Here is a 12,287-nt window from a genome sequence, read left to right on the forward strand (position 1 = left end):
GGAAGAAGAATCCCCATGATCGAGGTCGCCATGACCAGTGTGTACGTCGACGACGTGGCCAAGGCGCACGCGTTCTGCACCGGCGTCCCCGGCTTCGGGACCCGCACCCGGACGGACCTGGGCGACGGCACTCCGCTGGTCACGGTCGGGGCGGGCGAGGGTGCCCAGCGGGATCTGGAGCTGCTGCTGGAGCCGGGACAGGGTCCCCCGTCGCGGAACCGTACCGCAGGGCGGTGCGGGAGGCGGGGCTGCCCGTCATCGTGTTCTCGGTGACGGACCGCCGCGCGGAGTACGAGCGGCTGCGCGGCGAGGGCGTGGCCCTCGTCCAGGAACCGCGGGACCAGGGCCCGGTGCTCACCGCGGTCCTGGACGACACGGTGGGCAATCCGGTCCGGCTCGCCCGGCCCAGGCAGGACTGAGCGAGCCGGCCGGACGGCGGGCGTCAGCGCACCGGGTGGCCCGCTTCCCGCAGGGTCTGCTTGACCTGGCCGATGCGCAGGTCGCCGAAGTGGAAGACCGAGGCGGCCAGGACCGCGTCGGCGCCCGCGGCGACGGCGGGCGGGAAGTCGGTGAGCCGGCCCGCGCCGCCCGAGGCGATCACCGGGACGGTGACGTGTTTGCGGACGGCGGCGATCATGTCCAGGTCGTAGCCGTCCTTGGTGCCGTCCGCGTCCATGGAGTTGAGCAGGATCTCGCCCGCGCCCAGTTCGGCGGCCCGGTGGGCCCACTCGACGGCGTCGATGCCGGTGCCCCGGCGCCCGCCGTGCGTGGTGACCTCGAAGGAGTCGCCGGACTCGGTGCGGCGCGCGTCGACCGACAGGACGAGGACCTGACGGCCGAAACGCTCGGCGATCTCCCGGATGAGGTCCGGGCGGGCGATCGCGGCGGTGTTGACGCCGACCTTGTCGGCGCCCGCCCGCAGCAGTTTGTCCACGTCCTCGGTGGTGCGGACGCCGCCGCCCACGGTCAGGGGGATGAACACCTGTTCGGCGGTGCGGCGCACCACGTCGTAGGTCGTCTCGCGGTTGCCCGACGAGGCGGTGATGTCCAGGAACGTCAGCTCGTCTGCGCCCTCGGTGTCGTACACCTTGGCCATCTCGACGGGGTCGCCCGCGTCACGCAGGTTCTGGAAGTTGACGCCCTTGACGACCCGGCCGTTGTCCACGTCCAGGCAGGGGATGACTCGGACCGCCAGGCTCATGAGATCACGGCTCCTCTGAATGCTTCGACTTCCACCGACACCAGTACGCGCGAGTCCATGAAGCCCTCCACCACCAGGAGGGTCGTGACCGGGCGCACCGTGTCGAACAGTTCCTTGTGGGCGCGGCCCGCCGCGTCGATGTCCCGCGAGTGCGCGAGGTACACGCGGGTGCGGATCACGGAGTCGACGCCGAGCCCGAACCCGGCGATCGCCTCCAGGGCGCTGCCGAAGGCCGCCTTGGCCTGTTCGTACGGGTCGCCCTCCCCGTACAGCACATCACCCTTGAACGCGGTGGTGCCGGCCACCAGGACGCGGTCGCCCGCCGCCACGGCGCGCGCGGACCCGAAGGACTCGTCCCAGGGGCTGTCGCCCCGTACGCGCCGTACGGCCTCGGACGTCATCGGGCCGTGTCCCTTCTCAAGATGTGGCCTCCAGGGCCTCTTCCAGGGTGAACGCCTTCGCGTACAGGGCCTTGCCGACGATGGAGCCCTCGACGCCGAGCGGGACGAGCTCGGCGATGGCCCGCAGGTCGTCGAGCGACGACACGCCGCCGGAGGCGACGACGGGACGGTCGGTGGCGGCGCAGACGTTCTTCAGGAGTTCCAGGTTGGGGCCCTGGAGGGTGCCGTCCTTGGCGATGTCGGTGACGACGTAGCGGGCGCAGCCCTCCTTGTCGAGGCGCTCCAGCGTCTCGTAGAGGTCGCCGCCGTCGCGCGTCCAGCCGCGGCCGCGCAGCGTGGTGCCGCGCACGTCGAGGCCGACGGCGATCCTGTCGCCGTGCTCGGCGATGACCTCGGCGACCCACTCGGGGGTCTCCAGGGCGGCGGTGCCGAGGTTGACGCGGGTGCAGCCGGTGGCGAGGGCGGCGGCGAGGGTCTCGTCGTCACGGATGCCGCCGGACAGTTCCACCTTGATGTCCATGGCGCCGGTGACCTCGGCGATCAGCGCGCGGTTGTCGCCGGTGCCGAACGCGGCGTCCAGGTCGACCAGGTGCAGCCACTGGGCGCCCGCGCGCTGCCAGGCGAGCGCGGCCTGGAGGGGGGAGCCGTAGGAGGTCTCGGTGCCGGACTCGCCGTGCACCAGGCGGACGGCTTGGCCGTCGCGGACGTCGACGGCGGGGAGGAGTTCGAGCTTGGCCATGTCGCTACAGGGTTCCGATCCAGTTGGTGAGGAGCTGGGCTCCGGCGTCGCCGGACTTCTCGGGGTGGAACTGTGTCGCCCACAGGGCGCCGTTCTCCACGGCGGCGACGAACGGTTCGCCGTGGGTGGACCAGGTGACCTTGGGGGCCCGCATCACCGGGTTGTCCACCTGGAGGGTCCAGTCGTGGACGGCGTAGGAGTGCACGAAGTAGAAGCGGGCGTCCGCGTCCAGGCCGGCGAAGAGCTCGGAGCCGGCCGCCACGTCCACGGTGTTCCAGCCCATGTGGGGCACGATGTCGGCCTGGAGCGGCGAGACCGTGCCGGGCCATTCGTCCATGCCCTCGGTCTCGACGCCGTGCTCGATGCCGCGGGCGAACAGGATCTGCATGCCGACGCAGATGCCCATGACGGGCCGGCCGCCGGACAGGCGGCGGTCGATGATCCAGTCTCCGCGCGCCTCCTTGAGGCCCTTCATGCAGGCGGCGAAGGCACCGACGCCGGGGACCAGCAGCCCGTCGGCGTTCATGGCGGTGTCGAAGTCGCGGGTTATCTCCACGTCGGCGCCCGTGCGGGCGAGGGCGCGCTCGGCGGAGCGGACGTTGCCGAAGCCGTAGTCGAAGACCACGACCCGTTTGGTGGTGCTCACGGTCACACCTCCAGCCGCAGGACGCCCGCGGTCAGGCACAGCACGGCGCCGACGGCGAGCACCGCGGTCACGCCCTTGGGCATCTTCTGCTTGGTGAACGAGACGACGCCGCCGGCGAAGAACAGGCCGACGACGATCAGTGCGGTGGACAGGCCGTTCATGCTTACAGGGCGCCCTTCGTGGAGGGCAGGATGCCCGCCGCGCGGGGGTCGCGCTCGGACGCGTACCGCAGGGCCCGGGCGAGGGCCTTGAACTGGCACTCGACGATGTGGTGCGCGTTGCGCCCGTACGGCACGTGCACGTGCAGCGCGACCTGGGCCTGGGCGACGAAGGACTCCAGGATGTGCCGGGTCATCGTGGTGTCGTACTCGCCGATCATCGGCGCCATCTTCTCGGGCTCGGTGTGCACGAGGTAGGGGCGGCCGGACAGGTCGACGGTGACCTGGGCGAGGGACTCGTCCAGCGGGACCGTGCAGTTGCCGAAGCGGTAGATGCCCACCTTGTCGCCGAGGGCCTGCTTGAAGGCGGCGCCGAGGGCCAGGGCGGTGTCCTCGATGGTGTGGTGCGAGTCGATGTGCAGGTCTCCCTCGGTCTTCACGGTCAGGTCGAACAGACCGTGCCGGCCGAGCTGGTCGAGCATGTGGTCGTAGAAGCCGACCCCGGTGGAGATCTCCGTCTTGCCCGTGCCGTCGAGGTCGATCTCGACGAGGACCGACGTCTCCTTCGTGGTCCGCTGGACGCGTCCTACGCGGCTCATGCGCTCTGCTCCTTCGGGGGTGTGGGGGCGGCCCCCACATAGCTGACCAGTTCACCGACCGCGTCGAGGAACGCGTCGTTCTCGGCCGGGGTGCCCGCGGAGACCCGCAGCCATCCCGGTACACCGTTGTCCCGGACCAGGACGCCCCGGTCGAGGATCTTCCGCCAGACCACGTGGGCGTCCGCGAACGTGCCGAACTGGACGAAGTTCGCGTCGGACTCGGTCACGTCGAAGCCGAGGGCGCGCAGTTCGGTGACCAGGCGGTCCCGCTCCCGCTTCAGCTGTTCGACGTACTTCAGCAGCGTGTCCGTGTGTTCCAGGGCGGCCAGCGCGGTCGCCTGGGTGACGGCGGACAGGTGGTAGGGCAGGCGGACGAGCTGCACGGCGTCCACGACGGCGGGGTGCGCGGCGAGGTAGCCGAGGCGCAGGCCCGCCGCGCCGAACGCCTTCGACATGGTGCGGGAGACGACGAGATTCGGGCGGCCCTCGATCAGCGGCAGCAGCGAGTCGCCGTGGCTGAACTCGATGTACGCCTCGTCCACGACCACCATCGACGGCCTCGCCGCCTGCGCGGCCTCGTACAGGGCGCGGACGGTCCCGGCAGGGACCGCTGTGCCGGTGGGGTTGTTGGGGGTGGTGACGAAGACGACGTCCGGGCGGTGCTCGGCGATCGCCTTCTCGGCGGCGGGCAGGTCGATGGTGAAGTCCTCGCCCCGGGGGCCGGAGATCCAGCCGGTGCCGGTGCCGCGCGCGATGAGTCCGTGCATCGAGTACGAGGGCTCGAAGCCGATCGCGGTGCGGCCGGGGCCGCCGAAGGTCTGCAGCAGCTGCTGGATGACCTCGTTGGAGCCGTTGGCCGCCCAGACGTTCTCCACGCCGACGGGGTGTCCGCCGGTCTTCGTCAGGTAGGCGGCCAGGCCGGTGCGCAGCTCGACCGCGTCCCGGTCGGGGTAGCGGTTGAGGTGGCTGGCGGCCTCCCGGACCCGCTCGGCGATCCGCTCGACCAGCGCTTCGGGCAGGGGGTAGGGGTTCTCGTTGGTGTTCAGCCGTACGGGGACGTCGAGCTGGGGCGCGCCGTAGGGGGACTTGCCGCGCAGCTCGTCGCGTACGGGGAGGTCGTCGATGGTGACGTCGGTGGCGTTGATGGCGTTCATTTGCTCTCGGGTACCTTCCAGCCGAACCGGGCCTTGATCGCCGCGCCGTGCGCGGGCAGGTCCTCCGCCTCGGCGAGCGTGACCACGTGGTGCGCGACGTCGGCCAGCGCGTCCTCGGTGTAGTCGACGATGTGGATGCCGCGCAGGAAGGACTGGACGGACAGGCCCGAGGAGTGGCAGGCGCAGCCGCCGGTGGGCAGGACGTGGTTGGAGCCCGCCGCGTAGTCGCCCAGGGAGACCGGGGACCAGGGGCCGACGAAGATCGCGCCGGCGTTGCGGACCCGGCCGGCGAGCGCGGCGGCGTCGGCGGTCTGGATCTCCAGGTGCTCGGCGCCGTAGGCGTCGACCACGCGCAGGCCCTCGTCGAGGCCGTCGACCAGGACGATCGCGGACTGACGGCCGGCGAGGGCGGGGGCGATCCGGTCCTCGACGTGCCGGGCGGCGGCGACCTGGGGGGCCAGTTCCTTCTCGACGGCGTCCGCGAGGGTGGCGGAGTCGGTGACGAGGACGGCGGCGGCCAGCGGGTCGTGTTCGGCCTGGCTGATCAGGTCGGAGGCGACGTGCACCGGGTCGGCCGTGTCGTCGGCGAGGATCGCGATCTCGGTCGGTCCCGCCTCGGCGTCGATGCCGATGCGGCCCGTGAAGTAGCGCTTCGCGGCGGCGACCCAGATGTTGCCGGGGCCGGTGACCATGGTGGCGGGCGGGCAGGACTCGGTGCCGTAGGCGAACATGGCGACGGCGGTGGCGCCGCCCGCGGCGTACACCTCGTCGACGCCGAGCAGGGCGCACGCGGCGAGGATCGTCGGGTGCGGCAGTCCGCCGAACTCCTTCTGGGGCGGCGAGGCGAGCGCGACCGACTCGACCCCGGCCTCCTGGGCCGGGACCGCGTTCATGATCACGGAGGACGGGTAGACGGAGCGCCCGCCGGGCGCGTACAGGCCCACCCGGTCGACCGGCACCCACTTCTCGGTGACGGTGCCTCCGGGCACGACCTGGGTGGTGTGGGACTCACGGCGCTGTGCGCGGTGCACGAGCCGGGCGCGGCGGATGGACTCCTCCAGGGCCGCGCGGACGGCCGGGTCCAGTCGCTCCAGCGCGTCGGTGAGCGCCCGGGCCGGGACCCGGACGGACTCCAGACGCACGCCGTCGAACCGCTCGGCGAGGTCGATCAGCGCCGCGTCGCCCCGATGGTGCACGTCCTCGCAGATGGGCCGCACCTTCTCGAGGGCGGCCGCGACGTCGAAGTCGGCTCGGGGCAGCAGGTCGCGCAGGGCGGGGCCCTCGGGGAGGGCGTCGCCGCGCAGATCGATTCGGGCCAGGAAGGAATGTTGCAGCACGTGCTCAATTCTCTCAGACCCGCGTCGGGCGCCGTGCGGGCGTTCCAATGGCTGATACGCACCCCTCTCGGTGACCCATTGTGCACACCGGGAAGATCCTCCTTACTTTCTGTGTTCGAGGGTTCACCCAGTGGGCATGAACCGTTGTACGCGTACGAGTTGTACGAAACGACGAACCCACGAGTACCTGGGGAGGGAGGGGAGAGCCGTGACCGAGGAGGAGGGACGACGCGCCGGCGAGATCCCGGACGACCTGACGGCGACGGAGGCCGGCATGTGGCAGGCCTTCCGAAACGGCAGCGTGTACGACCTGAGCAGCGGGGACGCCGTCGTCGACGATCCGCACGGGGGACATCCGTGGGGGCCCGAGCGGACGGTCCGGGCCCGCATCGTGTGCTGGCTCCTGCTGGACGGCCCGCCGGCCCTGGCCGGCCGGGTCTCCTCGCTGAAGCTGGTCGGGGTGCTGATCAGCGGTGCGCTGGACCTCGCGGGTGGCACGGTGACGCCGTACGTGGAGATGCGCGACTGCCGCTTCGAACGGGACGTGCTGCTGCCGGAGACCCGCTTCACGACGGTGCGGATGGTGGACTGCTCGGTGCCGCGGCTGGAGGCGGCCCGGCTGCAGACCGAGGGCGACCTGCATCTGCCGCGCTGTCGTTTCCTGGGAGGCATACGGCTGACCGACGCCCGGATCGGTACGGATCTGCTGCTCAACCAGGCGGTCGTGCACCGCGACCGCAGCGGCCGGTCGATCGCCGCGGACGGTATGACCGTCGGCCAGGACCTCCAGGCCGAACTGCTGGAGTCGCACGGCGAGCTGAGCTTGCGCAGCGCGACGATAGGCGTCTCGGTGAATCTGCGCGGGGCCCGGCTGGTGAACCCGTCCGCCCGGTTCGCGCTGAACGCACCGCAGCTGACAGTCGAACGGTCGCTGTACCTGACGCCGGCCGGGGTCGGCGCGCAGGCGCGCAGCGGAATGACACCGGCGCGCGGGACGCGGATCCAGCGGTTCGAGTGCCAGGGCGGGATGCGGCTGGACGACGGGCGGTTCGGGGACGCGGTCGACTTCGAGCGGGCCCGGTTCACCCTGACCGACGATCAGGAGCTGTCGCTGCGCCGGGTGCAGACGCCGGAACTGCGGTTCCTCGGGGAGCGGCCGGCCCGCGGAAGGGTGACGCTGTCGGGGGCGCGGGTGGTCAACCTGATGGACCGGGCGGACAGCTGGCCGGGGCCCGGCCGGCTGCACATGGGTGGCTTCGCCTACGAGAACCTCGTGCCGCGCGGGCCGTTTCCGCTGGTCCGGCGGCTGGGGTGGGTGGCCGCGGCGAGCGCCGAGTACACCCCGGAGCCGTACGAGCGGCTGGCCGCCGTGCTGCGGGCCGGCGGCGAGGAGGAGGCGGCCCGCGAGGTGCTGCTCGCCAAGCAGCGCCGCCGCCGCGAGAGCCTGCCCCCGGCGGCCAAGCTGTGGGGCTACGCGCAGGACTGGACGGTCGCCTACGGCTACCGGCCGGGGCGGGCCGCGGTGTGGATGGCGGTGCTGTGGGCGGGCGGCTCGCTGGCGTTCGCGCACACGCACCACCCACCGATCAAGAGCGGCGAGCATCCCGCGTGGAACCCCTCCCTCTTCGCCCTGGATCTGCTGCTGCCGGTGATCGACCTGGGCCAGGCGGGGTTCTGGCATCTGCGCGGCGGCTGGCAGTGGCTCACGGCCGCCTTCGTCCTGCTCGGCTGGATCCTCGCCACGACCGTGGCCGCGGGGGCGACCCGGACCCTGCGCCGCGGCTGACGGACCCACCGGGCCCCTGCCCGGTTCCACGGCCCCGGCAGGCGCCCCGACAGGCGCCCCGACAGGCGCTCCGGCCGGACCTCGGCCGACCTCCGCGCCCGGCACACCGGACCCGCCCCGACCGGACCTTCGGTCCCCGACCGGCCCCCTCCGACCTCCGCCCCGCCTCACAACCACCCCGGCCGACTTCGCGACCGGACCCTGGCCGACCTCCGCGCCCGGCACACCACCGGACCCGCCCCGGCCGGATCCCGAGCGGACCCCCGGGCCCCGGGCCCCGGCCGCACCCTCTCCCGCGTCCCGGCCGACCTCTGCCGCGTCCCTGACCAGCCGTTCGGCCGGCTGTGGCCGACCCCTGACCGCCCTGGAAGGTCCGCCTCCTTTTTACCCGGCCTTGACCGAATGACGTACAACCTTCCGTAACTTCCGTGAAGGGTCTGGCGTCGCTGTGACCTGCGGTCTTTCAATGGTTGACACCATGGCTCTGCTGCACGCGTTCACCCGCGCGTCCCGGGTGCGAGAAAAGGCGGGCACCGCCCGGTCCGTCGCCCTCGTGCTGCCCGCGGACGCCGAGGTGCTGCTCGACGCCCCCGACGAGGTGCTGGGGCCGGTCCTGGTCGGGGCCGCGGGCGGCGACCCCGCGCCCGCCGTCGGCCTGCTCTCCGCCACCCGGCACCGCGGGGCGTGGGAGCACCGCGACCGGTACGTGCGAAAGCTGGCCGTCTTCGCCCGCTCGCGCCCCGAATGGCTGGACACCTGGCGTGCCCGCGACCCGCACAACCCCGACGGACTGCTCGTGGACGCCCAGCGGGCGGTGCACCGCGCCTGGGACTCACCGGTGCGTGCCGAACTGCTGCGCGAGGTGAGCCCGTTGATCACGGCCGCCGCGCGGGCCGACCACCGCGACCCGGTGCCGTGGCGGCTTGCCCTGGACCACGCCCGCGGTGCCCGGGCGGGCCACCGGTACTTCCAGGAGCTGTGGGAGGCCGCGGTCCGCCGGGCCCCGCACCACTACGGTTGCCATGTGGCGGCGCTGCGCTATCTCTCGTCCTCCTGGCAGGGCGCGCACCTCGTGTGCTTCGACTTCGCCGACCAGGCCGCGCAGGACGCGCCGGACGGCTCGCTCACGCAGGCACTGCCGCTGCAGGCGGCCTTCGGGTATCTCACCGACGGCGGCGGCCCCGAGGTGCCGCTCGAGCGGCTCGACGCGGCGGCCGACCGCGCTCTGGCCCTGTCCGCCCGGCTTCCGGCAGCCCATCCCCGGCCGGCCGACCTGCGCAACCTGCTGGCATACGTCCTGCTGCGCCTGGAGCGCCGGCCGGACGCCCTGGAGCAGCTGCGGCTCACCGGCCCGTACGCCACCTCCACGCCCTGGGACAGGGAAGCGGAGGATCCCCTCGGCCGGTTCCTGGAAGTGCGCCGGGGCCTGTCCGAGGCGGTGGCCGCCGGCCCCGCAGGGGGCTCTCCCGCGGGCTTTCGGCATCCACGGAGTGAACGGGGCTCTCGGGACCGGTTCGGCGACCATTAGGCTTTTGCGTCGTGACCACCGCCCGGCTCCCGCTCTTCCCCCTGAACTCGGTGCTGTTCCCCGGGCTCGTACTTCCGCTGAACATCTTCGAGGAGCGTTATCGCGCCATGATGCGCGAGCTTCTGAAGAAACCGGAGGACGGGCCGCGCCGGTTCGCCGTCGTGACGATCCGCGACGGCCACGAGGTCGCCCCCAGCGCCCCCGGCCTCCCGGATCCGACGGCCGTGCCCGAGCAGGGCCCCGCGGCGGGTTTCGGCACCGACCCGCTCCGCTCCTTCCACAAGGTGGGATGCGTGGCCGACGCGGCGACGATCCGGGAGCGGGCCGACGGCACCTTCGAGGTGCTGGCGACCGGGACGACGCGGGCACGGCTGCTGTCGGTCGACGCCTCGGGGCCGTTCCTGACGGCCGAGCTGGAGCCGGTGCTCGAGGCTCCCGGCGAAGAGGCGGGGGCGCTCGCCGAAGGGGTGCTGCGGGCCTTCCGCCAGTACCAGAAGCGGCTGGCGGGAGCGCGGGAGCGGTCGCTGACGACCGGGGCGGAACTGCCGGACGAACCGGGGGTCGTGTCCTACCTGGTCGCCGCCGCGATGATGCTCGACACGCCGACGAAGCAGCGCCTGCTCCAGGCACCGGACACGGCCTCCCGGCTCCGCGACGAGCTGAAACTCCTTCGCACGGAGACGGCCATCATCCGTAACCTGCCGTCACTGCCGGCGGCGGAGCTGACCCGCGGGCCGACGCACCTGAACTGACGTGGGGCCGTACGGCTTTCCGAAGCGGAACAGGCACCGGACAGAAACAGGACCGAGCGCAGAGGCGGGGACAGGGCCGGGATGGCGAAGAAGTCGAAGAAACAGCAGCAGTCGGGCGGCACGCCCGCGACGGTGGCACTCACCGCGGCCGGGGTGCCGTTCACGGTCCACTCCTACGACCACGACCCCTCCCACCCGTCCTACGGCGAGGAGGCGGCCGAGGCGATGGGCGTCCCCCCCGGCCGGGTCTTCAAGACGCTGGTGGCGGACGTCGACGGCGCGCTGACGGTGGCGGTGGTCCCGGTGGCGGGCCAGCTGGACCTGAAAGGCCTGGCGGCGGCGGTGGGCGGCAAACGGGCCACGATGGCCGACCCCTCCCTCGCGGAACGCACCACGGGCTACGTCCGAGGCGGCATCTCACCTCTCGGCCAGCGCAGGAAGCTGCGTACGGTGCTGGACGACTCGGCCGGCCTGCACGAGACGATCTGCGTGTCGGCGGGCCGCCGCGGCCTGGAGGTCGAGCTCTCCCCCACCGACCTGGCCCGGCTGACCTCAGCGGTACTCGCCCCGATCGGGCGTACCTGACCGTTCCCCCGGACCGAGCAGGGGTGAGTCCGCTCGGCCGTGCGCCCCGAACGGTCCCGGGAGCTCCCCCACTGCCCCGAGGACGTGGGCGAGCGGGTGCCCCCCCCAGGTCCCCGGCGCGCTCGATCCCCGGGGCGGCGCCACGCATCCTGTGCGCGGTCCGGGCCCGGGAGACCGCTTCCCCGCGCGCCCCGGCCGCATGCGTACGGCCGCATGCGGCGGGAGGCCCCGAACGACCGGTCTGACGACCCCTGGACGGGCCCCGCTTCTTCGGTTAATCAGAAGAGGCATGTCGAAGAGAACACGCAAACGCAAGTGGCGCACCAGGAAGAGCCGCGCGAACCACGGCAGGCGCCCGGCCTGACACCACCGGGCCGGACCGACCGGGACCGGGCCGACCGGACCAGCCGTACCGACCGGGTCGAAGGGCCTGTCCGCCGGGCAGGCCCAGGGCCTGTTGCGGAAGTGACGTCGTCGCCCGAAGGGCGGCCGCGCGGCGTCCGGTGCGTGCTCTCGGCGTGCCGTCCGGCAGCCCTCGTACCGGGCGTACCCGGGCCTTCGGGCGGTGCGACGAGAGCGCGTGCCGGGCGTCGCGCGGCAGGCGTTACTCTCGCAACAGGCCCTACGCCTTCGGGAATCCGTCGTGCGGCGGCTGCTGGACGTACGGATCGGCCGGCGGACAGGGGTCGGGGTCGCGGGGGCCGAACAGCGCGATCAGGCCCAGGTGGACGACCAGCCCGGCGAACGGCCAGGCCAGCAGCGCCCCCTTGGCGCTCAGCTTCAGCGGCGCGTCGAACGTCACGCCCTTGCCCGCGTCCCTCGCCTGGGCGACGACGTCCTGCGCGGGCCCGAGCCACACCCCGAACCGCCACGCGAGCAGCGACCCGAGCAGCCCGCCGACCCCGAGCGCCACCACCAGAGGCACTCCCCCGCGCCGGCGTACGAGGAACACGGCGAGCGCGCTCACCGCGCCGAAGGCCAGCGCGAGCAGTGCGAACGTCCCGTCCACGCCGATGGCCTGCTCGCCCTCGGTGTCCTTGAGGTAGACGACCCAGTCGTCACCCGCGACGTCGCCCACCAGCGGGACACGCGGCGCCAGCCACCACCACAGCACCCCGAGCAGCACCCCGCCGAGCGCCACCGCCACCGTGGCGACGGCGGCCTCACGCAGTTCCGTCTTCATGCCGGGGCCGTCCTGTTCGTACCAGCCGTACCACTGCGCCCGGTCACCGTGTCCGGCGGGCCCGGCGACCGCGTCGTCCGGGGCGGCCCCGCCCGCGGAGGCGGCCACCTGCCCGGCGGACGGCGACTGCCACCCGCCGTGCGGGGAGTGTTCGTGCGGAGGCGGTGGTGGGGTCAGGGGTGCGCTCACCCCGACATCGTGCCAGGCCCGGCTGTGCG

Annotated in this window: 15 protein-coding genes; 6 read left to right on the top strand and 9 right to left on the bottom strand. The window is 72.9% G+C overall.

Annotated features, from left to right (window positions below; all coding sequences use genetic code 11):
• The first annotated feature begins 15 nt into the window (after nt 1–15).
• Together ACWZEH_RS07820 and ACWZEH_RS07825 are read left to right on the top strand one after the other, a co-directional pair.
• Nucleotides 16–273, top strand: coding sequence for a VOC family protein (locus ACWZEH_RS07820; RefSeq protein ID WP_456196862.1), 258 nt, complete (start codon nt 16–18; stop codon nt 271–273).
• On the top strand, nt 270–419 hold the full coding sequence (locus ACWZEH_RS07825; protein ID WP_456196864.1) for a VOC family protein: 150 nt from the start codon (nt 270–272) through the stop codon (nt 417–419). The genes ACWZEH_RS07820 and ACWZEH_RS07825 overlap by 4 nt, the downstream gene beginning before the upstream one ends.
• A gap of 23 nt (nt 420–442) precedes the next feature.
• On the opposite strand, the gene hisF is transcribed toward ACWZEH_RS07825, so the two are convergent.
• The 8 genes from hisF to hisD are packed head-to-tail and all read right to left on the bottom strand — an operon-like array spanning nt 443 to nt 6,235.
• A complete protein-coding gene (gene hisF, locus ACWZEH_RS07830; RefSeq protein ID WP_456196866.1) occupies nt 443–1,201 on the bottom strand; it encodes an imidazole glycerol phosphate synthase subunit HisF in 759 nt (252 codons plus the stop codon).
• Nucleotides 1,198–1,602 carry a Rid family hydrolase gene (locus ACWZEH_RS07835; RefSeq protein WP_456196868.1) on the bottom strand — a complete coding sequence of 135 codons (405 nt, stop codon included), beginning with the start codon at nt 1,600–1,602 and terminating at the stop codon, nt 1,198–1,200. The genes hisF and ACWZEH_RS07835 overlap by 4 nt, the downstream gene beginning before the upstream one ends.
• Nucleotides 1,603–1,618: 16 nt before the next feature.
• The gene (gene priA, locus ACWZEH_RS07840) at nt 1,619–2,341 is read right to left on the bottom strand and encodes a bifunctional 1-(5-phosphoribosyl)-5-((5-phosphoribosylamino)methylideneamino)imidazole-4-carboxamide isomerase/phosphoribosylanthranilate isomerase PriA (protein ID WP_456196870.1); all 723 of its coding nucleotides are present in this window, start codon (nt 2,339–2,341) and stop codon (nt 1,619–1,621) included.
• Between the two features lie 4 nt (nt 2,342–2,345).
• Nucleotides 2,346–2,993: an imidazole glycerol phosphate synthase subunit HisH gene (hisH, locus tag ACWZEH_RS07845; RefSeq protein WP_456196871.1), complete on the bottom strand. Its 648-nt coding sequence runs from the start codon at nt 2,991–2,993 to the stop codon at nt 2,346–2,348.
• A complete protein-coding gene (locus tag ACWZEH_RS07850; RefSeq protein ID WP_257849564.1) occupies nt 2,990–3,148 on the bottom strand; it encodes a hypothetical protein in 159 nt (52 codons plus the stop codon). Before ACWZEH_RS07850 ends, hisH begins: the two co-directional genes overlap by 4 nt.
• Before the next feature lie 2 nt (nt 3,149–3,150).
• The gene (gene hisB, locus ACWZEH_RS07855) at nt 3,151–3,744 is read right to left on the bottom strand and encodes an imidazoleglycerol-phosphate dehydratase HisB (RefSeq protein ID WP_042166021.1); all 594 of its coding nucleotides are present in this window, start codon (nt 3,742–3,744) and stop codon (nt 3,151–3,153) included.
• Nucleotides 3,741–4,898 carry a histidinol-phosphate transaminase gene (locus tag ACWZEH_RS07860; RefSeq protein WP_456196873.1) on the bottom strand — a complete coding sequence of 386 codons (1,158 nt, stop codon included), beginning with the start codon at nt 4,896–4,898 and terminating at the stop codon, nt 3,741–3,743. The genes hisB and ACWZEH_RS07860 overlap by 4 nt, the downstream gene beginning before the upstream one ends.
• Nucleotides 4,895–6,235, bottom strand: a complete 1,341-nt coding sequence (gene hisD / locus ACWZEH_RS07865; RefSeq protein WP_456196875.1) for a histidinol dehydrogenase — start codon at nt 6,233–6,235, stop codon at nt 4,895–4,897. Before hisD ends, ACWZEH_RS07860 begins: the two co-directional genes overlap by 4 nt.
• Before the next feature lie 208 nt (nt 6,236–6,443).
• Here hisD and ACWZEH_RS07870 point away from each other — a divergent pair, with 208 nt between their 5' ends.
• The 4 genes from ACWZEH_RS07870 to ybaK all read left to right on the top strand — a co-directional run bounded on the left by ACWZEH_RS07870 (nt 6,444) and on the right by ybaK (nt 10,886).
• Nucleotides 6,444–8,021 (top strand): oxidoreductase, encoded by a 1,578-nt coding sequence (locus tag ACWZEH_RS07870; protein ID WP_456196877.1) that lies wholly within the window; start codon nt 6,444–6,446, stop codon nt 8,019–8,021.
• A gap of 466 nt (nt 8,022–8,487) precedes the next feature.
• On the top strand, nt 8,488–9,549 hold the full coding sequence (locus ACWZEH_RS07875) for a hypothetical protein (RefSeq protein WP_456196878.1): 1,062 nt from the start codon (nt 8,488–8,490) through the stop codon (nt 9,547–9,549).
• A gap of 11 nt (nt 9,550–9,560) precedes the next feature.
• Nucleotides 9,561–10,301 carry an LON peptidase substrate-binding domain-containing protein gene (locus ACWZEH_RS07880; RefSeq protein ID WP_456196880.1) on the top strand — a complete coding sequence of 247 codons (741 nt, stop codon included), beginning with the start codon at nt 9,561–9,563 and terminating at the stop codon, nt 10,299–10,301.
• An 81-nt stretch (nt 10,302–10,382) separates the two neighbouring features.
• Nucleotides 10,383–10,886 (top strand): Cys-tRNA(Pro) deacylase, encoded by a 504-nt coding sequence (ybaK, locus tag ACWZEH_RS07885; protein WP_456196882.1) that lies wholly within the window; start codon nt 10,383–10,385, stop codon nt 10,884–10,886.
• Nucleotides 10,887–11,508: 622 nt separating this feature from the next.
• Here ybaK and ACWZEH_RS07890 read toward each other — a convergent pair.
• Entirely contained in the window at nt 11,509–12,258 is a 750-nt protein-coding gene (locus tag ACWZEH_RS07890) for an AAA family ATPase (protein WP_456196884.1), read from the bottom strand.
• Between the last annotated feature and the right edge of the window lie 29 nt (nt 12,259–12,287).

The organism is Streptomyces yamdrokensis (assembly GCF_053890455.1).

Excerpts from the sequence above, each read along its gene's own strand:
- ACWZEH_RS07875 (WP_456196878.1), top strand. The coding sequence starts at position 8,488 with ATGGTTGACACCATGGCTCTGCTGCACGCGTTCACCCGCGCGTCCCGG.
- hisF (WP_456196866.1), bottom strand. The coding sequence starts at position 1,201 with ATGAGCCTGGCGGTCCGAGTCATCCCCTGCCTGGACGTGGACAACGGC.
- priA (WP_456196870.1), bottom strand. The coding sequence starts at position 2,341 with ATGGCCAAGCTCGAACTCCTCCCCGCCGTCGACGTCCGCGACGGCCAA.
- hisB (WP_042166021.1), bottom strand. The coding sequence starts at position 3,744 with ATGAGCCGCGTAGGACGCGTCCAGCGGACCACGAAGGAGACGTCGGTC.
- ybaK (WP_456196882.1), top strand. The coding sequence starts at position 10,383 with ATGGCGAAGAAGTCGAAGAAACAGCAGCAGTCGGGCGGCACGCCCGCG.
- ACWZEH_RS07835 (WP_456196868.1), bottom strand. The coding sequence starts at position 1,602 with ATGACGTCCGAGGCCGTACGGCGCGTACGGGGCGACAGCCCCTGGGAC.
- ACWZEH_RS07860 (WP_456196873.1), bottom strand. The coding sequence starts at position 4,898 with ATGAACGCCATCAACGCCACCGACGTCACCATCGACGACCTCCCCGTA.
- ACWZEH_RS07850 (WP_257849564.1), bottom strand. The coding sequence starts at position 3,148 with ATGAACGGCCTGTCCACCGCACTGATCGTCGTCGGCCTGTTCTTCGCC.
- ACWZEH_RS07820 (WP_456196862.1), top strand. The coding sequence starts at position 16 with ATGATCGAGGTCGCCATGACCAGTGTGTACGTCGACGACGTGGCCAAG.